This is a genomic window from Aneurinibacillus tyrosinisolvens (assembly GCF_001015055.1).
Classification (GTDB): domain Bacteria; phylum Bacillota; class Bacilli; order Aneurinibacillales; family Aneurinibacillaceae; genus Aneurinibacillus_A; species Aneurinibacillus_A tyrosinisolvens.
Genome location: NZ_BBWZ01000031.1, coordinates 27,084 through 50,159, shown reverse-complemented (window position 1 = coordinate 50,159; position 23,076 = coordinate 27,084). Strand labels below are relative to the sequence as shown.

Sequence of the window (23,076 nt, the reverse complement as noted above, 5' to 3'; positions counted from 1 at the left end):
TTGGTGATGCGGTCACACAGATATTGCCCAGTTTACTCTTATTCAAACATAGCCCTTATCCATCCTTCTTAAATTTTCTAGGTCTTGAAGTAAAGGCTTTACTGTCCGTTAATGCGGCTTAAAATTAAGCTTTTTAAAGTGTATGGGTCAGTTCTATAGAAAAGCGGCAAGAAAATCGTAGTTTCACTCGACTTTCTTGCCGCTTTTTATTTAAAAATAGTTACGTTAATTTTCATAATCATTTCGCGTTAATTCAAATAAGATTAAGTGGAAACCAAAAGAATATTTTCATAACAATTTTGTTTATTTTTTTATTGAACTGCAAAGTAGAGGAGAGTTACAGATCTTTTGATAGAAAAAATTGAAAAAGGTTACAGGGCTAAACAATGCGCTCTCCTTTCTCCGGAACTTGTTATACAAGAAACAACGACCTCACCTAAGGGAAAGATAAAGGTTAGTTAATATACATAATAGTTACACTCAGGACCTTATTCAAAACTACAATCAAAAAGTAATCTGAATATAACCTTTTTAAAAAGTTATTGAAATATCATGAAGTATAAGATAAAATGAAATCAACTTAAGGTAATCGATAACCCTGAATTAGAGGAGATAATTCAGTTCAATTTAATATTTTTAGATAAAAAGGGAGGATATTAAGCTGTATATTAGGGTAATTTGTTGAATTCCCATATATTTTTTTAAGGTTTTCAAGGAAAACGATAACCCTGATTTTATATTAACTGATATTAAAATCGTAAATGTAAGGAAGTCATCTATTAATTAATAAGGGCAACTTTAAAATAACAACAATGAAAAAAATTTTTTGCTGTTTGCATGGAGGACACTGTGTTTATAGATTTGCTGAATTTGTAAGCGTTGTCCTTCTGATTTATAAGATTTGTAGAAATAAAAACATATTTTAAGGAGGCAAAAAACATGCCAGAAGTAGTAACGAAAGTAGTAAAGTTGAAAAATTACATAAATGGTGAGTGGGTTGAAAGTAAAACAACAAAATATGAAGATGTCTATAATCCGGCTACAAAAGAAGTGATTGGCCAGGTTCCAATTTCAACAAAAGAGGATGTTGACTATGCAATAGAGGTGGCTGCAAAAGCGTTTGAAAAATGGAAAAACGTTGCAGTGCCACGTCGTGCAAGAATTCTATTTAATTACCAGCAATTATTAATAAAGCATAAAGAAGAATTGGCTCACTTGATTACAAAGGAAAATGGAAAAAGCCTTACCGAAGCACTAGGAGAAGTTCAACGCGGAATCGAGAATGTTGAATTTGCAGCGGGAGCACCTTCTTTAATGATGGGAGATTCACTATCCTCGATTGCAACAGATGTTGAAGCAACAAACTATCGTTATCCAATCGGGGTTGTTGGCGGTATCGCCCCCTTCAACTTCCCGATGATGGTACCTTGCTGGATGTTCCCGATGGCGATTGCGCTTGGTAATACATTTATTTTAAAACCATCTGAAAGAACACCGCTCTTAACAGGAAAATTAGTCGAGTTATTTACAGAAGCGGGACTTCCAAACGGTGTGTTCAACGTAGTTCACGGCGCACATGATGTTGTAAACGGTATCTTAGACCACCCTGAAGTTAAAGCGATTTCATTTGTTGGCTCAAAACCTGTTGGTGAATTTGTATTTAAACGGGGCAGTGAAAACTTAAAACGTGTTCAAGCATTAACAGGTGCTAAAAACCATACGATCGTTTTGAATGACGCTGATTTGGATGACACAATCACAAATGTTATTTCTTCCGCATTCGGTTCAGCGGGTGAGCGTTGCATGGCATGTTCAGTTGTAACAGTAGAAGAAGGAATTGCTGATGAATTTTTAGCTAGACTGAGAGAAAGAACAGCCAATATTAAAATAGGTAACGGTTTAGATGATGGTGTGTTACTTGGTCCCGTTATCAGAGAAGAGAACCGAAAGCGTACAATCGGTTATATCGAAAAAGGAATTGAAGAGGGAGCAACGGTTGTATGCGATGGCCGAGACCGTTCATTAGATGAAGGCTTCTTCATCGGCCCGACAATCTTCGATGATGTAACACCAGATATGACCATCTGGAAAGAAGAAATCTTTGCTCCAGTATTATCTGTAATGCGTGTGAAGAACTTAAAAGAAGCAATTGAAATTGCGAACAAATCAGAATTTGCGAATGGAGCTTGTATCTTTACAACAAATGCTGCATCCATCCGCTACTTCCGTGAAAACATTGATGCAGGTATGTTAGGGGTTAACTTAGGGGTACCAGCTCCTATGGCATTCTTCCCATTCTCAGGCTGGAAATCATCCTTCTATGGTACATTACATGCGAACGGAAAGGACAGCGTAGATTTCTATACACGTAAAAAAGTGGTGACAGCACGCTACGCTGCCCCAATATTTGAGTGAAAATTATCGTTGTCTTAATTATTTAATTTATCCATTAAATTAGTGGATTTTACTATACAGTAAAACAACCGGTCCCTTGTATTACAAGGGACCGATTTATAAAGACTAGTAGAATGTCAAGGTAATTTGTTACAGTGTGACAAATAAGTAAGGAGGTACATATGAGTAAATTGCTCCGAAAACCCGAAAAAAATGAAATTTCCAAAGGAGTGACTGTTGTTCAAGAAGTATCCGCAGGGAACTCTCCGTTGGAATACGTCGGATTTAAAATTGTTGATTTGGCGCCAGGTGCTAAATACTCGGAATCATTAGAAAAACAGGAGTGCTGCATCGTCGCTCTCACAGGAAAAATCAATGTGACAGACCGTGAAGAAAAATTCAGTAACCTCGGCACTCGTGAAAGCGTATTCGAGCGTGTTCCAACCGACAGTGTGTATGTATCAAATGATCGCCGTTTTGAAGTCGAGGGAGTTAGTCAGGCTCGCGTCGCATTATGCTACTCACCTTCTCACAAGCAGTTGCCGACAAGATTGATTAAGGCTTCAGATAACGGCGTTGAAAATAGAGGAATATTGAATAACAAGCGTCTCGTCCACAACATTTTGCCGGACTCGGATCCAACTGCCAACAGTTTGCTTGTCGTTGAAGTGTATACGGAAAGCGGAAACTGGTCAAGTTATCCGCCGCATAAGCATGATCAGGACAACTTGCCAGAAGAGTCGTTTTTAGAAGAATCTTATTATCATGAAATGGATCCACCGCAAGGTTTTGTATTCCAGCGAGTTTATACGGATGATCGTTCTCTTGATGAAACGATGACGGTTGAAAACGGAGATGTTGTACTCGTGCCGGCAGGTTATCACCCAGTTGGGGTGCCTGATGGCTATACATCTTACTATTTAAATGTCATGGCAGGGCCGACACGCATTTGGAAATTCTACAATGACCCGGACCACGAATGGATTTTAAAGCGTTAATAAAAAATGTTAGGAGCAGCTAAGGGATGAAATACGAATTTAATGCAGAAAGAGAATATGACATTATTGCGGTTGGCCGTGCATGCATCGATTTAAATGCAACAGAGTATAACCGTCCAATGGAAGAAACGATGACGTTCACAAAGTATGTAGGAGGCTCGCCTGCGAATATTGCAATTGGCAGCTCCAAACTAGGTTTAAAAGCCGGATTTATCGGCAAAATCTCGGATGATCAGCACGGACGCTTCATTGAGCAATATATGCGCGGTGTCGGAATTGACACTTCTAATATGGTGGTAGACCAAGAGGGACATAAAACAGGATTAGCCTTTACAGAAATCAAGAGTCCGGAAGAGTGCAGCATTTTAATGTACCGACAGGATGTGGCAGATCTTTATCTGTCTCCTTCTGAAGTAAATGAGGAGTACATCAAGCAATCCAAAATCCTGCTTGTGTCAGGAACAGCCCTGTCAAAAAGCCCGTCCCGTGAAGCGGTGCTAAAAGCCGTCAGCCTTGCTAAGAAACATGACGTAAAAGTGGTGTTTGAATTAGATTATCGCCCGTACTCGTGGAATTCGCTTGAGGAACTGCGTTGTATTGCTCATTGGTTGCCGAGCAGGCAGATATCGTCATCGGAACACGCGATGAATACGATGTGATGGAAAGCAAGCAAGGTGGGAAAAACGAAGATACGATCCGCTACTTGTTCAGTCATTCTCCTGACCTGGTCGTGATTAAACACGGAGTAGAAGGTTCCTATGCCTATACGAAATCAGGAGAAACATTCAAAGGCCAAGCTTACCGCACGAAAGTGTTGAAAACGTTCGGCGCTGGAGATTCCTACGCTTCCGCTTTCTTATATGCCTTAATCAGCGGAAAAGAGATTGAAACAGCTTTAAAATACGGCAGTGCCTCCGCTTCTATCGTTGTAAGCAAACATAGTTCTTCAGAAGCGATGCCGACATTAGAAGAAATCGAGCAATTAATTGCTGGAAGCTCCTGTAATGAAGCCATCGGGGTAGGAGGGAGCAACTAATGGGAACGATCAGATTAACAACAGCCCAGGCTTTAATTAAATTTCTTAACCAGCAATATGTTCATATTGATGGACAGGAATCACCGTTTGTAGAAGGAATCTTCAATATCTTTGGACATGGAAATGTATTGGGGATTGGACAAGCGCTCGAGCAAGATTCTGGTCATTTGAAAGTCATTCAGGGGAAAAATGAACAAGGAATGGCCCATGCAGCTATTGCTTACAGCAAACAAATGCTTCGCAAAAAAATCTATGCGGTGACGACTTCAAACGGACCGGGTTCAGCCAATCTAGTAACAGCAGCAGGAACCGCGCTTGCTAATAATATTCCTATTTTGTTGTTGCCGGCTGATACATATGCTACACGCCAGCCGGACCCAGTATTACAACAACTGGAACAAGAACATAGTATTGCGATTACAACGAATGATGCGCTCCAGCCAGTGTCAAGGTATTGGGATCGTATTACTCGCCCAGAACAATTGATGTCCAGTTTAATTCGGGCATTTGAAGTGATGACAGATCCGGCAAAAGCAGGTCCCGCCACAATTTGTATTTCACAAGATGTGGAAGGTGAAGCCTTCGATTACAATGAGAAATTCTTTGAAAAACGGGTTCATTATATTGATCGTAAATTGCCAAATGACCGTGAATTAAACGGAGCAGCCGAATTAATTAAAGCAAGCAAAAAACCGGTAGTCGTTGTGGGCGGCGGAGCTAAATATTCAGAAGCACGCAAGATTTTAGTTGAATTTTCACAAAAATATAACATTCCGTTAGTCGAAACTCAAGCCGGTAAATCAACGGTCGAGTCTTCGTTTCAAAACAACTTGGGCGGACTTGGAATCACTGGAACGCTGGCAGCAAATAAGGCAGCCCAGCAGGCAGATTTAATCATTGGCATCGGCACAAGATTTACAGATTTCGCGACCTCTTCGAAAACGATTTTTAATTTTGAAACAACTAAATTCTTAAATATCAATGTGAGCCGCATGCAAGCATATAAGTTAGATGCCTTCCCGGTTGTAGCCGATGTGAAATCAACGTTTGAGGCATTAATTCCTATGCTGGAAGGATACAAGAGTGAGTTTGGCGGCACGATTGCGGAATTAAAAGAAGAGTGGTCAGCTGAACGCGATCGTTTAAGCAAAGTTGTATTTAATAGAGAACACTTTACTCCTGAAATTAAAAATCATTTTTCACAAGAAGTGTTAAATGAATACGCGGATGCATTACATACGGAATTGCCACAAACGACTGCATTGATTGCCATTAATGACACAATCGATCCTGACAGCATCATCATTTGTGCAGCTGGTTCGCTTCCGGGAGACCTGCAGCGTTTATGGCGTTCAGATGTGCCGAACACGTACCATCTTGAATATGGCTACTCCTGTATGGGATATGAAGTATCAGGGACATTAGGGTTGAAGTTGGCTGATCCGGCAAAAGAAGTATACACCATCGTTGGAGACGGAAGTTTCCTTATGCTGCACTCCGAATTCGTCACAGCCATTCAGTACAATAAAAAGATTAACGTACTTCTGTTCGATAACTCTGGATATGGTTGCATCAACAACTTACAAATGGATTTCGGGAACGGCAGTTACTATTGCGAATTCAGGACAGATGACAATCAAATTTTAAATATTGATTATGCAAAATTGGCAGAAGCATACGGAGCGAAAGCGTATCGTGCCAATACGGTAGAAGAATTAAAAGCCGCTTTGGAAGACGCGAAAAAACAAGACAAATCTACTTTAATTGAAATAAAAGTGCTCCCGAAAACAATGACAGACGGCTATGAAGGCAGCTGGTGGAATCTCGGAGTGCCTGAAGTGTCGAACCAGGAAGGCGTTCAGAAGGCATATGAATTAAAGCAAGAAAAACTTAAAGAAGCGAAGCAATACTAATAGGGGATGGTAGCCATGAGTAATCAGGATATTTTATGGGGAATCGCACCCATCGGTTGGCGCAATGATGATATACCGGAAATCGGTGCAGAGAATACATTATCTCACCTATTGAGCGACATTGTAGTAGCGGGTTTCCAGGGAACCGAAGTGGGTGGTTTTTTCCCTGAAGCAAAAATATTAAATAAAGAACTGAAATTAAGAAACTTAAAAATAGCAGGCCAATGGTTCAGCAGTTTTATCATTCGTGATGGAATTGGGGAAGCAGCTCAAGTTTTCCACAAACATTGTCAATATTTGCAAGAGGTCAATGCTGTAGTGGTGGTTGTATCAGAGCAAACTTACAGTGTGCAGGGGATTGAAAAAAATGTCTTTTCTGAAAAACCTCACTTCACGGATGCTGAATGGAAAACTTTATGCGAAGGTTTAAATGAACTAGGAAAGATTGCCGAACAATACGGTTTGAAATTAGTGTACCACCACCATATGGGAACAGGTGTCCAAACATTGACAGAAATTGACCGCCTCATGGAAAACACGGATTTAAACTATGTGCATCTGCTATATGATACGGGCCATATTTACGTTTCTGACGGTGATTATATGACTCTATTAAACAAGTATATTGATCGCATTAAACATGTTCACTTTAAAGATGCGAGAAGAAACGTGATGGAAGAATGCAAGAAGCAAGGCAAATCGTTCATGCAGTCCTTCTTAGCCGGCATGTTTACAGTACCGGGCGATGGATGCATTGATTTTACAGAGCCGTATAAGAAGTTGCTTGAGTACGATTACAAAGGATGGATTGTGATCGAAGCTGAGCAGGACCCGTCTATCGCTCATCCATTGGAGTATGCATTGCTAACCCGAAATTATATAGATAAAAACTTACTTGTCCTTTCCAAAAGCGATAAGGCAGTAACCATTAAATAAATTTGGAGGAAAATGACTATGACTTTAAAATTTGGTGTAATCGGAACAGGTGCGATAGGTAAAGAACATATTAGAAGAATCACAAACAATTTATCTGGAGGAAAAATCGTTGCTGTAACGGATGTGAACGAGGAATCAGCAAGAAGTGCTGTTAGGCAATTTGGGCTGGACGCAGTTATATATCCGGATGACAAAGCACTTGTCGCTGATAAGAATGTTGACGCCGTGCTTGTCACAAGCTGGGGACCGGCTCATGAACAAAGCGTACTGGCTGCCATTGAAGCTGGAAAGTATGTGTTCTGTGAAAAGCCTTTAGCGACAACAGCAGAAGGGTGCATGAGAATTGTTGAAGCAGAGATGAAATATGGTAAGCGTTTGGTCCAGGTTGGATTTATGCGTCGCTATGACAGCGGTTATGTACAATTAAAACAAGCAATTGACAACAATTATATCGGTGAGCCATTAATGGTTCGGTGTGTACATAGAAACCCGGACGTTGGAGAGAGCTATACGACAGACATGGCCATTCACGATACGCTGATTCATGAAATTGATGTTTTGCACTGGTTAATCAACGATGAGTATAAATCTGTACAAGTAGCATTTCCGAAGAAAACAAAACGTGCATTAGCCCACTTGTGCGATCCGCAACTCATTACGCTAGAAACAAAGAGCGGTATCATCATTACGGCAGAAGTATTTGTAAACTGCAAGTACGGCTACGACATTCAATGTGAAGTTATTGGGGAAGAAGGCGTTGCATATCTTCCGGAATTCTCTGGTATCACTACTCGTAAGGATGCGAGACTTGGTACAAGCATTTTAACGGACTGGAAAGACCGCTTTATCGATGCTTATGACAAAGAGTTACAGGATTTCATGGACTCAATCAAGAAAACGGGCGAGCCTAATGGCCCGACTTCATGGGATGGTTATGTTGCAGCTGTAACAGCGGATGCTTGTGTGAAAGCGCAGCAAACAGGAGGTAAAGAGACTGTTGCTCTAACGGAAAAACCAGCCTTTTACAAAATTGAAAAAGAAGTAGCTGAAACAGTCTAAAACTTTTATTAACAAGTTTATATAAAGAATTTAAGAACAACGGAGGGATGAAAATGAAATTAGCACTAGATCCATATATGTATAGACATTTACCAATTCCAAAAATGGTGGAGAAAGTGGCTGAATTAGGCTACGAGTATATTGAACTATCGCCGAGGGAAGATTTTCTTCCTTTCTATAAATACCCTCGCGTAGATAAGGTTAGAATTAGAGAATTCAAAAATGCGTTGCGTGAAACAGGTGTACAATTATCATCTTTATTGCCGATGCAGCATTGGGCTGGACCGGAAGAAGAAGACAGAGAAGCGGCCGTTAGAAACTGGAAGCGTTGTATCGAAATCGCTGTTGAGATGGGTGTTGACGTTTTAAACACGGAATTTACAGGTCATTCAGATAAACCGTATAAGTGTGAACAGATGTTTATGCGTTCCATGGAAGAACTTCTTCCTATTATTGAGAGAGAAGGAATTAACCTTCATATCCAAGCGCACCCATTTGATTTTATTGAGCGCAACAATGAGGCGGTAGATCTTATCCGCGGACTTGACAAAGACTTTGTTGGTTACTTCTATGCGGTGCCGCATACGTTCTTCTATGACAATGGTAAAGGTGATATCGCTGCGATGGTGGATTATGCAGGCGATAAGCTGAAGCACATTAATATTGCTGATACTTATAATCACAGAGCATCTTCATGCCTTAGATATGTTGTGAACCCTCCTGGCGTCCATGCAACGGTGCACCAGCACATGGATATCGGTAAAGGAGATATCAAATGGGATGCACTTTGGACAAAATTGCGTGAAATCAAATTCGATGGCATCGCAACGGTTGCAGTGTTCGGGGAAGAAGAGCGAGCAGATGAATCAAGCAGATTTATGCTGCGCGAAGTGAAAAAAGGACTAGGTTTAGAATAAGAGTCTTTTTTAAAGCATAATGTTTTTAGTTCGCTGCAGCTTTTCAGAGGTCTTATAAAAAATAATGGGGGAACTAATATGAAACTTTGTTTTAACCAAGCTACCACATTGGAAAACTCCAATCTAGCCAAAGATTTGGAATACTGTAATAAACATGGCTACGACTATATCGAAATCCGTACAATGGACAAATTGCCTGAGTATTTGAAGGAGAAGTCTCTTGATGATTTAGCTGAATTCTTTAATACACACCATATTAAGCCGTTAGCATTTAATGCTTTAGTGTTTTTCAATAACCGCGACGAAGCCGGATATAAGGAAATCATCAACGAATTTAAAGAAATGGTGGAAGCAGCTAAAAAACTAGGTGTGAAATATGTTGTAGCAGTGCCGCTTGTAACGGAACAGAAGATATTGAAACAGGATATCAAAACTAGCTGTGTAGAGGTGCTGAAAGAGCTGTCAGATATCGCAGAGCCGTATGGTGTGAAAATTGCAGTCGAATTTGTCGGACATCCGCAATGCACCGTCAATACATTTAGGCAGGCTTATGATATTGTTGAAACAGTCAATCGTGAGAACGTCGGATTAGTACTTGATTGTTTTCACTTTCACGCAATGGGGTCCAGGCTAGAAGATCTTAAAAAAGCTGATGGGTCTAAGATCTTTATTTTACATATCGATGATACGGAAGATTTTCCTATCGGCTTCTTGACAGATGAGGATCGCGTATGGCCTGGTCTTGGTGCGATTGATTTAGACAGCATTTTATCAACACTGAAGGAAATTGAGTTCTCAGACGTTGTCTCCGTTGAATTATTCCGTCCGGAATATTATAAACTGGATGCTGAAGAAGCGATCAAGACTGCAAAAGAAACAACACTTAAAGTGGTATCTAAGTATTACGATATACAACCAGTATAAGTAGAAGTATTGATATCTTTGTGAAAGGGAGCGGTATTAATGACTTTAGTATCTATGGAAGATGTACTGCTCAAAGCGAAGGAAGGCGGTTATGCTGTCGGCCAGTACAACATCAATAACCTCGAATCGGCACAAGCTTTTTTAGAGGCTGCACAAGAGGAACGGGCTCCTATCATACTGGCGGCTTCTGACAGGCTTGTCGATTATTTAGGAGGATTTAAAACGATTGCTGCAATGATGAAAGGCCTTGTGGAAGAAATGGGGATAACCGTTCCGGTTGTATTGCATTTAGATCATGGTATGAGTTTTGAGCGATGCAAAAAGGCAATTGACGCCGGATTTACGTCCGTTATGATTGACGGTTCCCATTATTCGATTGATGAGAATATTGCCATGACGAAACAAGTAGTTGACTATGCACATTCAAGAGGAGTGTCTGTAGAAGCGGAAGTAGGAACAGTCGGCGGTATGGAAGATGGCCTTGTGGGCGGAATTAAGTATGCCAATCCTAATGAATGCTTGCGAATCGTAAAGGAAGCAGGAGTAGATGCCCTGGCTGCCGCCCTTGGTTCGGTCCATGGACCATACCAGGGTGAACCAAAACTTGGTTTTGATGAAATGAAAGAAATCTCTGAATTGACGGGTGTTCCGCTTGTCCTGCATGGAGGTTCGGGAATACCTGAATATCAAATCCAGAAGGCAATTAAACTCGGGCATGCGAAAATTAATGTTAATACAGAATGTATACAAGCGTGGGCCCAAGCGATTCGTGAGGTTTTAGCCTCCGACGAGAAAGTGTATGAGCCTCGAGTTATTATCACACCAAGTAAAGAGGCAATAAAATCCACGGTCAAAAACAAAATGAAAGAATTTAAAACAAGCCATAAAGCATAAGGAAAAAGGGTGCACCAGAATCAACTTTGGGGTAACCCTTTGAGATAAAGAGTTATTCAGAAAAGGATAGGTTAATGGAGTGGCTAAAGGAAAATACAAGTATATTTACCATTCCAATTGTAGAAGAACTTTTATTTGTACAACAAATTTTTGATGTATCATACTTTAACCAATTAGTATCTAGAAGAGTTATCCTTAATGTAACGGTGGATGGTCCGCTGCCGCATAATATACATATTGAAGGAGAATTAATCTTTCCCGTTTCTCTCCATCTTCTAACGATAGCGGGAAATGATTTGAACAACATTCAAGAGGTTTGGTCGATTCTCCCCGCTCTTGCACAATGTAGGAACTATATTAAGGAATTAGGGGCAAAGAGCAGACAATTTGACAGCACTTCAGCAGCGGTAGAAACTCTAAAGCGGCAGCAAAGACATGATGTTGCCGCTATCGCTTCTGAGTCAGCGGCTCGTGTATTTGATTTACACATCACAAAGAGAAATATTCAAGATAATCTAGAAAACCACACGCGATTTGTTATCGTGAACAGAGGGGATAGTACAACATCCAACCTACATAAGACAATACTGGTGGTCACACCTTGTGAGGATTGTCCAGGTGTACGGACTACCATTTTAAATGTATTTTCTGCGCTTTCCATTAATCTACTTGGATTGAATCTCGCCCAACAAAGAAGAAATTGGGAACGTATCGTTTTTTTCTTGAAGCTGAAGCTGGTATATCTGAAACAAGAGTAAAAAAAGCGCTTGCTGTTCTTCAAACGTTTGGACATGAGGTACTTGTATTAGGTAGTTGCAATACGACAGAACTATAATTTATTTGTATTGGAATGTTCGATACGATGTAAACCGTAATTTAAATCGTCTGAGATTTCCGCCTCTTTTCGGCCATAAAAATCCCCTCCAGTTGTCAATGTTCTTCCTGCATTTTACCATGCAACTCTCGGACGTTTATAAATTGGATACATGCCTTATCTCTGTTATGTCTTTTTCAACATACAATAAGGAAGGAATGCATGAGTACAAAAAAGGAGGTGTTTTGTCATCAAGAAGAAGAACAGTCTAAACCGGAGAAAGGAACGAGGGGCCATCAGCCAACGAATATCAGCAAGTAAAACTACATGGAATAAAAGAGGAAAACACGCGATTGGGAGCCATGAGGATAGAGGAACCCTTGAAAATAGGCTGCGAAAAATAGAAGAATATGTGATAGAGACCAAGGAGTATAGGGAAAACCTTGAAAATACCCTTCGTAAAATAGAAAAGCACGTGTTGGAGACCAAGGAACATAGGGGAAACCTTGAAAACATCCTGGTAGAACTGGGGGATGTTAAACGGCATTTAGTCCAAAGAAACAGTGAACAGCCCAGGCGTCAGCGCGCTCCTCGTTTTGGGAGGAAGCAGCGCAGGAAGGGTGAAGCGGACATTCAAACTACACCGACAGAAGAACTGAAAAACGGAACGGGAACGGGGAGAAAAGGGGGCTTCCTTCAGGGTTTCTTAGCAATGTAGATTTTGCCCAGATTACCAGTCTTTTGCAAAACCCGATGGTCCAATCGATGCTGAAATCGATGCTGAGCAAAACCGGATAAAAACCAAAAAGCAACGCTCCGTTAAAAGGGAAAGTGCCTGTTTAGGTTCGGGGACCGTTTATTCGGGCGCGAACCTGTGACGATCCTCTTCGCACTCGGATGATGTAAAGGACCGCTTTTGTCCAGACAAAGGCGGTCTAGAAGTGTTCAGATTGATAACCCAAGCTTCTAATGGTTTCTGCTATGCGTCGATGGCCCTTATCGTTGGGATGGATGCCATCGATAAATAACAGTGTATGCTCATGATGTAAAAAGGCGGTATATACAGGGGCAATCTTTGTATGGGAGTCGGCTGCTTTATGGAGAATTTGATTGAATTTTTTCACCCATTGTCGAGCGAGAGCCAGTTCGGGCAGTGGGTTATACAGTTCGATGTAGCGGATCATATAGGGGGTACTCGAAGATTTTTTTATGTCTTTTATGCTTTGATGGATGGAAAGAAAATGATGGTGAAAAGCACGAAGGGCCAAGTCTCCCGCTTTTTTATTGTTCCTTTTATCATAAACACGGGCTGCCTGAAGTAAATCATTGCCACCAATGGAGCAGGTAATAATGTCGGCTGTCTGTATGGCTTTGATCAATCTTGTATCCGTCTTAAGTCCGTGTAACAATTGCTGACTTGTCCAGCCTGGCTTCCCTACATTGCGAAAAATAACACGCGTCTTTCGATCTTCTTCTATAAAATCTCGATACCGCTGCGCATATCCATAATGAAACCAGGCTCCAACCCCTGCGGTAATTGAGTCTCCTATCGCTGTATAGCAAGGGGGCGATAGAGGAGGCATGGCCATCACCTTACTTATTACTTAAATTTTCCTCTCCCCTTATGATTGTCGTTAAAATTAAAGGTAGAGAATGGGACGCTCTCTCCTTTTCTGCTTATGAATTATTTATTGCCCATCTTCCTTTTAATTTCATCAATTTGGCCCTTAGTAATGCCGCTTTGCAGAAGCTTCGACATCAAGGAAAGAATGCCTCCACCTTTCGAAAAACTTCTAAACTGCTGAACGTATTTGCTAAGTTCAGCCTCTGAGAATGTTTTTCCATGGGCTTTTCCGGCCTCTTTTATTGCCTTTCGAATCGTTTTTTCATCGTTCCATTTGTCTTTCGGAATCCCTTTTACAATTTTGATAATCGTATTCACATCCATACGAAATCCTCTCCCTTTACATAAGATAGTATAGTTTATGGTTCAAGATTTCGAGAGGGGACAAGGCGAACGCATAAATTTTGAATAACCCTGTCTTGAAATTTTACACGTCATCCTTTCTATTGTTTTCTTTTGTAGAATATGGCAGTAATTTAGGTATTCCTCCTGCTCCCTGTACACCCTCTTTTTCTCCGCTTTTCATATACTGCTATTACGATGTAAATAAGGAGGTTACCAAAATTTCAAGGATGATAACGGACATGGGACCCATGTATCCGGGATTATTGCCGCTACCGGAAGATCGGGTGGCTTATACGGCGTTTCCCCGGGTGTGCATTTATACGGAATTAAAGCCTTGGACCGGGACGGCAACGGGAGGGTCAGCGATGTCATTAAGGGAATGGAATGGGCGATTGATAATCAGATACAGGTGCTGAATATGAGCTTTGGAGATAGCAAGTACAATGCCGCCTTAGAACACGCGACAGGGAAGGCCCATCAAAAGGGCATCATCCTGGTCGGTTCCGCAGGGAACGACGGGGAACGTGGCGGCACGATCGACTACCCCGCTCGTTTTCCCTGGGTCCTCTCGGTCGGAGCTGTTGACCGTGATATGAAGCGGGCATCCTTCTCCAGCAAGGGAGGCCGCATTGATATCATGGCACCTGGCGTGGACATCCGAAGTGCCTAGAAAGGAGGCGGGTATAAGGTAGAGAGCGGTACATCCATGTCAGCCGCACATGTAAGCGGGGGAGCCGCTCTTGTACTTGGCCGTAATCCGGGTATGAACAGTGTGAGGGCGCAGCGGTATTTGGTACAGCTAAATCAACCCCTTGGGCCACGACGAGAGTACGGCCATGGTCTTCTTGAACTTTCTCCCCTCTCCAGGTAATGGTTGAAACTCGTATGTAAAGCAGGGGAAATATGGGATGGGAAACTTCCTTTCTACGTGATAAGTAGGGGGAAAACACAAGAATGTACCTAATGGCCAAAAGGACTTTTTTTCGTCCGGCATTTCTGAATTGTAAAAAACGCTATGAAAAAAAAGCCATAGCGTTTTTTTGCTCAATACAGAGGGTATAGGCATTACGTTTAGGTTCCTTCAATTGGAATGACACGTGACCTATGCCAAATATGCACGCTCATTTGTTCTGAACTCCTCAGTGGAATCGAAACGGCCAGCACGTTATCGTGGTAGGTTGCCTTCGTCTTTTCCGTATCCACATTGGCTGGTAGTCGAACGATTTTTAGGATCCTTTCCGGTGTAGATCCGGTTATAATGGATACCAAGTCGTTCGAGATTTCAACTTTTGCCTCTTTTCGCATGGCCCCTGGCAGCTTCACCTGAATTACGATTCCCCTTCCTTTTTGTTCGATATGGGGGATGTCTGTATTTGAAACGTTTTCCGGCTGCTGATTGGAGGTATGTTTTGACTCCATCGTATAACTTCTCTTTGCTTTCCTATAAGAATAATGTTTTTCTTATTTGTTACATACAGAATATGTCCTGTCATTTTTTATGTGTAGATAATTATTCTGAGCAGGTAAAAATCGGTATGTAGAGTTTTTTAGGGGAGTAGGATAGGCAAGTTTACATGATGGAAATCGATACAGAAGGGAATGAGAAGGTCTCTTTTCGTTTTACCTATCAGGGAGGTGATAAATCTTATATTGTCGGGTTAAACACACAAAAAGTCTCTTCTGAAAAAGAGGTTTTGTGAGGCGGAGAGTTGTGGGGTTATTCTTTCTATGTAGGGGGATAGACAAAAAGACATATGGTAGGGTTTGCCTTTTTTACTTCACAACGTTTGTCTGATGCGAAACAGCAAATCAACATTCCGCAATTCAATGAGTTTGTGGCTAAGCTGCGCGACTCCGGTTTATATAAAGAAAGCCCTCCGTTGTAAAACGCCACAGGTGCCTGCCACCTTTATTAAAATATCATGACTCTTTACTCAAAAAGGAGGAAGGGGAGCTTTAGGAATCTCCGTCTCGTTTCTTTATCCTGTTGCTGGTATCTTCATCGATGTTCTCTCCGTGGAATGAAAACAGGGGCAGACAGCTTTTACCTCCTGGCCTGCAATTTGGATTCCTTCTGATAAGGAAAATAAGTCAAGTAACTAGGACAAGAGTAATTTGTTTTCCATATCCTATGGTGAAATCCTCAAGAAAGGAGGAAACAAAGAATGCCTGATCTCCGTCAAACGTTGAAAGAAAACACAGGGAAATGGACGGTAGTCAATACAAAGGCCGGTGCTCTCCATGTAAAAATTGAAAGTGTAAATAACAAGGGTGTCACTGTATTACTCCCGTCTTCTTATACGGTGAATGATCCTTCCGTTAAGCTCGTGGAGCAGAACGTAAACGCGAAAGCAGAAGATATTCTTGCGGTGCAAGGATTTTTTAGACGCAGACGACGCTTTTTCTTCCGTCGCTTTTTCTTCCCCTTTAGCTTCTTCTTGTTCCCTTTCTTCTTTATTTAATAGGCGGTGGTGTATCTTATTTGCCATGGATTTCTTCATCCATTGGACAATAAGAGGTCGCGTATTAAAAGGAGGACAGCGAGGAGTTGTTTCCCTTGTTCGACCTGCCCGTCGTCACTACCATTGGAACCAGCTTTGCAAACGGTTAAACAGCCCTATTATGAAGCATATTAGGAAGCCGGAACGTCTTCTAAAAACCTTTGTGTTTGATGTTTGGATATGTAATGTAGATAGACACGGGGACAATTTGATTGCATATCCAAAAGGAAACAAATATAGTTTTTACCTGATTGATCATGGTCTGGCATTGCTGGGGGCCATGAAATGGAGAAGGGCCCCATGGTATTCCCCCTATTGGGATGAGGTAGCCAAGTACAATCGACACTATGTTCAAGGACTACGCTCGTACATTTACAGCTATCAGCAGCTGTCTCCTTATGTAAAACAGATACAAAGGATTCCTAAATATAAAATCAAGAAGATAGTCAAATCGATCCCTTCGTCGATTTTATCTTATCGTAAGAAAAAAACGATCATAAAGCTTCTTTTATCCCGCCAGGAGTATTTACATTTTATTGTCCACCGCTGGTTTGCTTGGAATAGAACTAACGGACAATTGAGATAATATGTCGATATAACAAAGCAACTTACTAGATTTTAGGTGGGTTGCTTTGTTACATGCTGATGTATATTTGGAAAATCCACTGCTACCTCAATGTGAAAGTCTGCTGGCATTTGAGCATTGAGTATTGCCTAAGCAATTTCCCCTATGGGATATATAATGAATCCTATTGTACATTTCGACAAAAAAAGGGTGATTGCCCAACACTTGTCCAAACCACTTCACATAATCTGATACTATCTCTTGCTTAAATGGAAGGGGGATGGAAAAATGGCAGGTTTCGGCTTTGAGGAGGAAATCGGGATTATCCTTGTACTCTTCATCCTACTCGTGATTATCGCATGTGCATGTAACTGATAAAGACTAATGAAGGAAGGATTCCTTTGTTTCTTACGCAGGAGCAAGGGAATCCTCCACAAAGTAAGTGAAGACAATAGAGTGAATATCTCGAGGTTATTTCTACAATAGTCTCTATGGAATGTTGGTATCGGTATCATACTCAGATAGGATACGAGTACAGGCGGAACCGACCTTTTAGCCTAAGTCCTCGCTATCCCTTTTCATATCAATGTAGGTATCGTGATTTTTAGCATAGATGCTATTGTAATCAGTCCTAGAGGAGTTCTTCTTTCCTCCTTTTCTCATCTTTCTGTACATCTCCAACGTTTTGATTTGGGTTGTCCTTATAAAATCGCTCCTACATTAGGTTTTACATGAAGCATTTTTTGTTTTTGTTTTCATTTTGATAAGCTGGAGATGAAAGGATAGTTTATCCACCTTGTATTTTCTTTTACATGCTGCTCGATTAATTCAGAAACTGTAACAAATTTATATCCTTGTTTAGAAAGGATATGGAGAGTTTTATCCAAAGCCTTTATCGTCTGGGTTCGATTCACCCCAGAATCGTGCAGTAAAACAATTTGTCCGGACTGAGCGTGCTGTGTAACTCGCCTTATTATTGTTTGAACCCCGGGATTTGCCCAATCTTTTGGGTCTTGATTTTTTGACCAGATCACAACCATATGATTTTTCTTTTTTGCTGCATTAAAAATAGCGGCGTTTTGTATGCCTCCAGGAGGGCGAAAGAGAACAGGGTATTCTCCTGTTAAAGAATGGATAAGATTATCTGCCTTTTCAATTTCTTCCTGTAGTTGCAGTGAAGTAATTTTTCTCATGGAGGGGTGAGAAAAGGTATGATTTCCAATTTCATGACCCCGTTCATTCAGTTCTTTAATGACGGACGGAAAACTTTGTGCCCGTTGTCCCGTGACAAAAAATGTACCTTTTTAACAAAAATTCTTAAGCTTGAATAAAAATAAGATCAGGTAGCAGAAGAACTTGAATCTCGCCAGCCTGAACCCATAGGAGCTGAATAAGCACCTGTAGGATAAGCAGCTCCAGGATGAGCACCCCAATGATGTTTCATCCTATATAACCGATCAACCTCCTGTGTATGATAAAAATGTTTTTGGTAATAGTGCATATGCAAAGCCGGGTCCACATATTCATACTTTTTCATTAATAATCCGTACAACTCGGCTTTCTTTAGGTGATGTTTTAATTCACGCATTCTTTTTCCTCCCCATGAATTTCTTCGTTACAAAATTAAGCATATGCGGAGGATGAAAAAGTTGTATAGGCGTTTGTCCATTGGACTTATTAAATTATTTCTGATAGTGCACCTAATAGTGCTTGAAATGATAGAAGGCGACATAGCAAAGGTTATCATAACATACTTGTTATTGAGCTATGTGTCTTTAGCGTATATAAAAGAATGATTACATACGATTTTTTTTAGCAAATAGGCATCAACTAATATACACTATTGCAGGGGTTCTCCCCCAATTCTTTTTTTGAGAAGGTGTTTTTTTGAGAAAAAATGAAAGGTGGCGCCTTGTTGTGAGCGAGATGTACCAGATCCTCTATGAGTGCTTCCTCACTCACTGTTCTACCTGTGTGTTGCTTGGAATGCCGAGCCGTTTTGCCACGGCGATATAGCCTAACCGTTCCTCCTCCTCATAAAGACGAACCACCTCGGCTTTAAATTCAGGGGTATAGGTCTTGAAGTTTTGTCCCTTTTTAGCCATAAAAAATCCCCTCCAGTAATCAGTGCAAAAAAGTCTATTGTATCAAATAGACTTTTTTGCACTGTCAACCATAAGGGGATAATACCATTTTCGCTGTCCTTTTTGCATATCACTAAAAAAGCTTAGTTGTTGTTTCACCTAGACGTTACGAAAACTTTTACGATTGTCTATTTATTAGGGTATTTCATTCCGTTTCGGTCTTTATTACTTGAAACAGGTCACGAAAGATGGGAATTCATTAAAAGATAGTACCGGTGCTTTTGCTTGCTGTGAAGCTGGCATAGTAACGTTTTGAGCCGGACAAGTAGACGGCTTCGCCGGTACTCCTTGACTCTTATTGCCCAGAGCTTGTTGAACTAAATTATTTAATCCTTGATTATTAGCGGGATTCAATTGTTGTGTTCCAATGTTACTACCGAAATTTTGTGCTCCGTTGGCGAAGGGGCAGGTGCTAGCTGCACTTGCGGTACCTACGTTGAATCCCAGCAGAGATGCACCGAGAAGAGCAGCTCCTAGCAATTTTTTCATGTTATCACTCCTAATCTGAAAATTGGTGTTGGCTAACTCATGTTCCATCCTAACATACATGTAAACGAATTTTGGCTGGTAAATGTTTGTATACAGCGAATCAAAAGCGAACGTCTGTTACGAATGCTCATGTTGGATGTTTTGTAATATTTACGGATGGCATCACCGCTATACGGTAATTGATAAGCTAAAATCAGGAGAGAGGAGTGTTGCTCTATTTTAATGGGGAAGAGATATAATTATCCAACCGCTTGGCCAATCGTAGAGTCATGGTGGATGCGGAGAGAATAGAGAGATCGGATGTCAAAAATGGAGGGATAGGTAAACCAGTTTAATGGGGCTGAATGGGAGACATTTCTCCTGGCAAGCTCCAATAAGGTCATGTTAATTTTCTTCTTCCTTTGTTTTTAATATGAGGGTAGCGCCACATGCCTATCAAGCTATCCTAAGTGTTAATAATTTCATCCTTTTGATGGTGCCGTAACTACGCGGCATGGTTGTCTCCCCTGGAAGAACAGCAAATCTTCCGTCATGTGTCGTGCTGCATCCACGGTGTAGGTGGCTAACGGACAGTCATCATTGCATCGTTTGTCCTCCAAGAAGAGTATGAAAGGCACTCTTGATAAGGGTGTCTTTCTTCTTGTATCCACGAGTATAGGAAAGATAAAAAAGGCACCCAAAGAAATCCTTGTTTTTATAGAGAATCGATTATGAAAGATTAATTTTATTGACTATGGTTAATCGAACAATCAGCAATTTCTCCTTCATCATAACTTGAACTAACATATCGGAAGGAGGAATTCAAATAAGAATCTTTTCGGCACGTTTAAGAGGGGCAGAAGAAGTTCCACCCGTATCCACGAATGCAAAAGGAAAATTTTTTGCACGTTTACTTGAGGATGGAAGAAGCTTAGCGTTTACCTTAGAAATTGAAGAGATTCGAAATGCCTTTGTGGGTCATATTCACTTAGGACGTAGAGGAGTTAACGGCCCGATTGTGGTTTTTCTCTTTGGCCCGCTTCGACATCCTATCTCTGTTAGAAAAGGAGCAGCAACAGTGACAGGTACAATCACAAGAGAGAACTTAGTAGGTCCGTTACAGGGGCACTCTCTACGAACATTAATCCGTCAAATGCGTTTGGGAAATGCCTATGTCAATGTACACACCAGGCAAAATCCTAACGGTGAAATGAGAGGTCAAATCCGTCATCGATAAAAAGTAAGGTGATTTTACTAAGACCATCAATGAAGAATCGCAACTTTCATTATGCAAGAACAGAATACCCTTTAAGGGATGAATGATAACAAGGAAACCTTGCAGGAACCTTTTCTGAGTCACCATGACCAGCCTTTTTTGCCCACTTTTGTTCCACCCAAAAGTGGGCTTTTATATCACCGTGATTATCATGATGAGTACTCGTCAAAAGTATGGGGCAGAAGCCTTCAATCTTTGATTAGAAAGTCAATAAAAATTCGAAAGGGGAGGATGAAAATGAAAGAACAGATAATATTGTTACAAATGGAGTGTCTCCCACTCTGAGCACGTACCTTTTTAAAGGACATGTGTTTTTTTGTTTTTATAAGCTGTTTTTTAGCAGTGATTGCACCATCGGGCTTTGCAAAAGCTTCATAATCTGGGCGAAATCTAAATTCCCAATTAAATTCTCTAGGGAGCCATCATTTTTGCTCGTTATCGTACCATTGGGAGTAGTTGCCGCTTCTGCTTCGCTCTTATCGCGCCGTTTCCTGGGCCGTCTATTATTTCTTTCGGCTAGATGCTGTTTCACCTCCGCTAGTTCTACCAGAATATTTTCGATTTTTTCCCCATTGTTCTTTGTCTCCCTAACATCGTCTTCTATTTCATGCAACGTATTTTCCATTCCTGATAATCGTTGGTTGATGATATGCAGTTCTTTTCTCCGATTTGGACTGACCTTCTTTTTCATGACAAACCACCTCCTTTTTCTTTTGTACGAATGCGTCCCATATCATAGTATGTTGAAAAAGGCATAATAGAGATAGAGCATGTACCCAGTTTATAAACATACAAGAAGAGAAAGAGGAGAGAACACAGGGAGAAAAGTCCAGGCCATTGTTTTCCGAGTATAATAAAAAATTGCTTTTTAGGACGTTAGTGTATGTAAATGAAGAATTTTCCAGGTTTTTGTCTAAACATTCCCGTGGAGTCGGACAGGCAACATTCCCCCTCATTTTAGAATCACCTTACGCTGGTTCGTTTTTATATAGCCGAGATTATAGGAGACAACATCCAAACTTCCGAAAAAGATAGGGCAAATATATGGCTGTGATTGATACTGATAAAGACAAATGAAGGAAGGATTCCTTTGAAGAAGACCTGAAAGACAAATTCATCGTTCTTTACCACTTCAGCCTCAGTGATGTAAAGTTTTACCCCTCACTACAGGGACCAGGCAAAGCACTACTCATTAAGGAGTGAAAACGGCATGCTTAAAATGATGAAGCGGTTCGGCAAAAAATGCCGGGCTTTTTTGTTGAAGAAAAACAAAGTCAGATTGTACATGAACTTAGACTTGGAATTTCACCTTTACCGAGGATTTATCCTATTAAGCCAATCATAATTGACAGACAGCTTGATTATCAAAAGGCACGCTCTCAGCAACGGTACTGGAGTAAGTGGAAGAAGCGGAAATAAAAAAGAGTAGAAAAATCTACTCATCATCTGTTAGGCGAGAAGTATAATATTCAGCACTATTCCAGCTAACAAGTGAAGCTCCGCAGCTGCATTTATTTCTCATCGGATACTCCATTTCTTCAATATCCCATATCCTTCCGCAACTTGAGCATATTTGATGAGATGAACTCATTATGGTTACCTCCATCATTTAAGTTTTATCCAACCATTATTGTGCGGATTAGAAGGGGAAATATACCTCCTGCCGAATTAATTGATGGGAGACGATATAATGACAATCAATGAGGAATTGATTAAATCAGCAAACGAGTTTGTAAGATCAATTGCAATCGATATACCAGTCGTAGAATGGGATGGAAGTTTAGGGCGCCATGAGAGTAAAGAAGGAGTAATTAAACTCAATATTAATGCGATTAGAGATTTATATATGCATCACAAAGAGGGTCTGCCGTATGCAGAATCATTCGAACAATATGTAATGCTTATTCTATGCCATGAATTAGGTCATTATAGAGATAATACGGTTCACAGTTTAGCAAGCGAATTTCTTGAAGGTATACTAAGTAATATTTGGTTTTTTATGACAAAAAATAATGAAATTTACATGTTGTTGTTTAACATTAAAGTCGGTAACCTGACATTAAAGTTAGTAACCTAATAGTCTTTTATTAAATGAACCATTTAGATGTTAAATGGTTGGTGCCAGTCCGATTAGATAAATATCTATAACAATAAAATAAGAGTATGGGTGAACGTGAAAAACAAAGTTGACTTACACTAAAGACAAAAAGATGTATAAGATGCGGACTTGCTCATTCAGTGGCGGAGAATTTTCACTAGGTAATGAGC

22 protein-coding genes and 3 pseudogenes are annotated in these 23,076 nt (G+C 40.7%); 16 read left to right on the top strand and 9 right to left on the bottom strand.

The features are described from left to right. Window positions 1-939: 939 nt before the first annotated feature. From iolA to MBEAL2_RS20845, 11 genes and pseudogenes are all read left to right on the top strand, one after another. On the top strand, window positions 940-2,415 hold the full coding sequence (gene iolA / locus MBEAL2_RS20895) for a methylmalonate-semialdehyde dehydrogenase (protein WP_047154188.1): 1,476 nt from the start codon (window positions 940-942) through the stop codon (window positions 2,413-2,415). 161 nt (window positions 2,416-2,576) lie between these two features. Beyond that, entirely contained in the window at window positions 2,577-3,392 is an 816-nt protein-coding gene (iolB, locus tag MBEAL2_RS20890) for a 5-deoxy-glucuronate isomerase (protein WP_047154187.1), read from the top strand. A 26-nt stretch (window positions 3,393-3,418) separates the two neighbouring features. Beyond that, window positions 3,419-4,428, top strand: a pseudogene (gene iolC / locus MBEAL2_RS20885) (5-dehydro-2-deoxygluconokinase). After that, the gene (gene iolD, locus MBEAL2_RS20880) at window positions 4,428-6,341 is read left to right on the top strand and encodes a 3D-(3,5/4)-trihydroxycyclohexane-1,2-dione acylhydrolase (decyclizing) (protein WP_047154186.1); all 1,914 of its coding nucleotides are present in this window, start codon (window positions 4,428-4,430) and stop codon (window positions 6,339-6,341) included. Before iolC ends, iolD begins: the two are co-directional and overlap by 1 nt. A gap of 15 nt (window positions 6,342-6,356) precedes the next feature. Continuing rightward, entirely contained in the window at window positions 6,357-7,277 is a 921-nt protein-coding gene (gene iolE, locus MBEAL2_RS20875; protein WP_047154185.1) for a myo-inosose-2 dehydratase, read from the top strand. A gap of 18 nt (window positions 7,278-7,295) precedes the next feature. Beyond that, window positions 7,296-8,336 carry a bifunctional inositol 2-dehydrogenase/D-chiro-inositol 1-dehydrogenase gene (iolG, locus tag MBEAL2_RS20870; protein ID WP_047154184.1) on the top strand — a complete coding sequence of 347 codons (1,041 nt, stop codon included), beginning with the start codon at window positions 7,296-7,298 and terminating at the stop codon, window positions 8,334-8,336. 53 nt (window positions 8,337-8,389) lie between these two features. Continuing rightward, the gene (locus tag MBEAL2_RS20865) at window positions 8,390-9,253 is read left to right on the top strand and encodes a sugar phosphate isomerase/epimerase family protein (RefSeq protein ID WP_047154183.1); all 864 of its coding nucleotides are present in this window, start codon (window positions 8,390-8,392) and stop codon (window positions 9,251-9,253) included. Between the two features lie 78 nt (window positions 9,254-9,331). After that, on the top strand, window positions 9,332-10,177 hold the full coding sequence (gene iolI, locus MBEAL2_RS20860; protein WP_047154182.1) for a 2-keto-myo-inositol isomerase: 846 nt from the start codon (window positions 9,332-9,334) through the stop codon (window positions 10,175-10,177). Between the two features lie 39 nt (window positions 10,178-10,216). Further along, window positions 10,217-11,071 carry a class II fructose-1,6-bisphosphate aldolase gene (fba, locus tag MBEAL2_RS20855; protein ID WP_047154181.1) on the top strand — a complete coding sequence of 285 codons (855 nt, stop codon included), beginning with the start codon at window positions 10,217-10,219 and terminating at the stop codon, window positions 11,069-11,071. Between the two features lie 74 nt (window positions 11,072-11,145). Further along, on the top strand, window positions 11,146-11,829 hold the full coding sequence (locus tag MBEAL2_RS20850) for a prephenate dehydratase domain-containing protein (RefSeq protein ID WP_052947879.1): 684 nt from the start codon (window positions 11,146-11,148) through the stop codon (window positions 11,827-11,829). 468 nt (window positions 11,830-12,297) lie between these two features. After that, the gene (locus tag MBEAL2_RS20845; protein ID WP_047154180.1) at window positions 12,298-12,603 is read left to right on the top strand and encodes a hypothetical protein; all 306 of its coding nucleotides are present in this window, start codon (window positions 12,298-12,300) and stop codon (window positions 12,601-12,603) included. Between the two features lie 217 nt (window positions 12,604-12,820). On the opposite strand, the gene MBEAL2_RS20840 is transcribed toward MBEAL2_RS20845, so the two are convergent. After that, window positions 12,821-13,468: an SGNH/GDSL hydrolase family protein gene (locus tag MBEAL2_RS20840; RefSeq protein ID WP_047154179.1), complete on the bottom strand. Its 648-nt coding sequence runs from the start codon at window positions 13,466-13,468 to the stop codon at window positions 12,821-12,823. 101 nt (window positions 13,469-13,569) lie between these two features. Continuing rightward, on the bottom strand, window positions 13,570-13,833 hold the full coding sequence (locus tag MBEAL2_RS20835) for a hypothetical protein (RefSeq protein WP_047154178.1): 264 nt from the start codon (window positions 13,831-13,833) through the stop codon (window positions 13,570-13,572). A 247-nt stretch (window positions 13,834-14,080) separates the two neighbouring features. On the opposite strand from MBEAL2_RS20835, the pseudogene MBEAL2_RS29555 reads away from it, so the two are divergent. Then, window positions 14,081-14,725: pseudogene (locus MBEAL2_RS29555) on the top strand (S8 family peptidase); the annotation flags it as partial. A 200-nt stretch (window positions 14,726-14,925) separates the two neighbouring features. Here MBEAL2_RS29555 and MBEAL2_RS20825 read toward each other — a convergent pair. Continuing rightward, complete coding sequence (locus tag MBEAL2_RS20825) at window positions 14,926-15,273, bottom strand: Hsp20/alpha crystallin family protein (RefSeq protein WP_047154177.1); 348 nt, start codon at window positions 15,271-15,273, stop codon at window positions 14,926-14,928. Between the two features lie 746 nt (window positions 15,274-16,019). Between MBEAL2_RS20825 and MBEAL2_RS32310 the strand changes: the two genes are divergently transcribed. Both MBEAL2_RS32310 and MBEAL2_RS20815 read left to right on the top strand, forming a co-directional pair. Continuing rightward, window positions 16,020-16,316 (top strand): hypothetical protein, encoded by a 297-nt coding sequence (locus MBEAL2_RS32310; protein ID WP_047154176.1) that lies wholly within the window; start codon window positions 16,020-16,022, stop codon window positions 16,314-16,316. 25 nt (window positions 16,317-16,341) lie between these two features. Then, window positions 16,342-16,941, top strand: coding sequence for a hypothetical protein (locus MBEAL2_RS20815; protein ID WP_052947877.1), 600 nt, complete (start codon window positions 16,342-16,344; stop codon window positions 16,939-16,941). Between the two features lie 734 nt (window positions 16,942-17,675). Here the strand turns inward: MBEAL2_RS20815 and MBEAL2_RS34075 are convergent. The 5 genes and pseudogenes from MBEAL2_RS34075 to MBEAL2_RS31960 form a co-directional block, all read right to left on the bottom strand. Beyond that, window positions 17,676-18,212 (bottom strand): annotated as a pseudogene (locus tag MBEAL2_RS34075) (polysaccharide deacetylase family protein); the annotation flags it as partial. Between the two features lie 47 nt (window positions 18,213-18,259). Then, window positions 18,260-18,508, bottom strand: coding sequence for a hypothetical protein (locus MBEAL2_RS29550; RefSeq protein ID WP_052947875.1), 249 nt, complete (start codon window positions 18,506-18,508; stop codon window positions 18,260-18,262). A 370-nt stretch (window positions 18,509-18,878) separates the two neighbouring features. Beyond that, a complete protein-coding gene (locus MBEAL2_RS31965; protein WP_047154193.1) occupies window positions 18,879-19,025 on the bottom strand; it encodes a transposase in 147 nt (48 codons plus the stop codon). Between the two features lie 204 nt (window positions 19,026-19,229). Continuing rightward, the gene (locus tag MBEAL2_RS20800) at window positions 19,230-19,553 is read right to left on the bottom strand and encodes a hypothetical protein (RefSeq protein WP_047154175.1); all 324 of its coding nucleotides are present in this window, start codon (window positions 19,551-19,553) and stop codon (window positions 19,230-19,232) included. 239 nt (window positions 19,554-19,792) lie between these two features. After that, window positions 19,793-19,936 carry a hypothetical protein gene (locus MBEAL2_RS31960; RefSeq protein WP_161798261.1) on the bottom strand — a complete coding sequence of 48 codons (144 nt, stop codon included), beginning with the start codon at window positions 19,934-19,936 and terminating at the stop codon, window positions 19,793-19,795. Between the two features lie 428 nt (window positions 19,937-20,364). Here MBEAL2_RS31960 and MBEAL2_RS30490 point away from each other — a divergent pair, with 428 nt between their 5' ends. Next, on the top strand, window positions 20,365-20,769 hold the full coding sequence (locus MBEAL2_RS30490) for a CHRD domain-containing protein (protein WP_173427732.1): 405 nt from the start codon (window positions 20,365-20,367) through the stop codon (window positions 20,767-20,769). 361 nt (window positions 20,770-21,130) lie between these two features. Here the strand turns inward: MBEAL2_RS30490 and MBEAL2_RS20795 are convergent, their stop codons facing one another. After that, window positions 21,131-21,499, bottom strand: a complete 369-nt coding sequence (locus tag MBEAL2_RS20795; protein ID WP_047154174.1) for a hypothetical protein — start codon at window positions 21,497-21,499, stop codon at window positions 21,131-21,133. Window positions 21,500-22,498: 999 nt separating this feature from the next. Between MBEAL2_RS20795 and MBEAL2_RS20790 the strand changes: the two genes are divergently transcribed. Further along, window positions 22,499-22,885 carry a hypothetical protein gene (locus MBEAL2_RS20790; RefSeq protein ID WP_047154173.1) on the top strand — a complete coding sequence of 129 codons (387 nt, stop codon included), beginning with the start codon at window positions 22,499-22,501 and terminating at the stop codon, window positions 22,883-22,885. Window positions 22,886-23,076: the final 191 nt, after the last annotated feature.

Excerpts from the sequence above, each read along its gene's own strand:
- fba (WP_047154181.1), top strand. The coding sequence starts at position 10,217 with ATGACTTTAGTATCTATGGAAGATGTACTGCTCAAAGCGAAGGAAGGC.
- MBEAL2_RS20865 (WP_047154183.1), top strand. The coding sequence starts at position 8,390 with ATGAAATTAGCACTAGATCCATATATGTATAGACATTTACCAATTCCA.
- iolD (WP_047154186.1), top strand. The coding sequence starts at position 4,428 with ATGGGAACGATCAGATTAACAACAGCCCAGGCTTTAATTAAATTTCTT.
- iolI (WP_047154182.1), top strand. The coding sequence starts at position 9,332 with ATGAAACTTTGTTTTAACCAAGCTACCACATTGGAAAACTCCAATCTA.
- MBEAL2_RS20850 (WP_052947879.1), top strand. The coding sequence starts at position 11,146 with ATGGAGTGGCTAAAGGAAAATACAAGTATATTTACCATTCCAATTGTA.
- MBEAL2_RS31965 (WP_047154193.1), bottom strand. The coding sequence starts at position 19,025 with ATGGCTAAAAAGGGACAAAACTTCAAGACCTATACCCCTGAATTTAAA.
- MBEAL2_RS29550 (WP_052947875.1), bottom strand. The coding sequence starts at position 18,508 with ATGCGTGAATTAAAACATCACCTAAAGAAAGCCGAGTTGTACGGATTA.
- MBEAL2_RS32310 (WP_047154176.1), top strand. The coding sequence starts at position 16,020 with ATGCCTGATCTCCGTCAAACGTTGAAAGAAAACACAGGGAAATGGACG.
- iolB (WP_047154187.1), top strand. The coding sequence starts at position 2,577 with ATGAGTAAATTGCTCCGAAAACCCGAAAAAAATGAAATTTCCAAAGGA.
- iolG (WP_047154184.1), top strand. The coding sequence starts at position 7,296 with ATGACTTTAAAATTTGGTGTAATCGGAACAGGTGCGATAGGTAAAGAA.
- MBEAL2_RS20835 (WP_047154178.1), bottom strand. The coding sequence starts at position 13,833 with ATGGATGTGAATACGATTATCAAAATTGTAAAAGGGATTCCGAAAGAC.
- MBEAL2_RS20825 (WP_047154177.1), bottom strand. The coding sequence starts at position 15,273 with ATGGAGTCAAAACATACCTCCAATCAGCAGCCGGAAAACGTTTCAAAT.
- MBEAL2_RS20800 (WP_047154175.1), bottom strand. The coding sequence starts at position 19,553 with ATGAAAAAATTGCTAGGAGCTGCTCTTCTCGGTGCATCTCTGCTGGGA.
- iolE (WP_047154185.1), top strand. The coding sequence starts at position 6,357 with ATGAGTAATCAGGATATTTTATGGGGAATCGCACCCATCGGTTGGCGC.
- MBEAL2_RS20790 (WP_047154173.1), top strand. The coding sequence starts at position 22,499 with ATGACAATCAATGAGGAATTGATTAAATCAGCAAACGAGTTTGTAAGA.
- MBEAL2_RS31960 (WP_161798261.1), bottom strand. The coding sequence starts at position 19,936 with ATGACCTTATTGGAGCTTGCCAGGAGAAATGTCTCCCATTCAGCCCCA.
- MBEAL2_RS20795 (WP_047154174.1), bottom strand. The coding sequence starts at position 21,499 with ATGAAAAAGAAGGTCAGTCCAAATCGGAGAAAAGAACTGCATATCATC.
- iolA (WP_047154188.1), top strand. The coding sequence starts at position 940 with ATGCCAGAAGTAGTAACGAAAGTAGTAAAGTTGAAAAATTACATAAAT.
- MBEAL2_RS20815 (WP_052947877.1), top strand. The coding sequence starts at position 16,342 with ATGGATTTCTTCATCCATTGGACAATAAGAGGTCGCGTATTAAAAGGA.
- MBEAL2_RS20840 (WP_047154179.1), bottom strand. The coding sequence starts at position 13,468 with ATGCCTCCTCTATCGCCCCCTTGCTATACAGCGATAGGAGACTCAATT.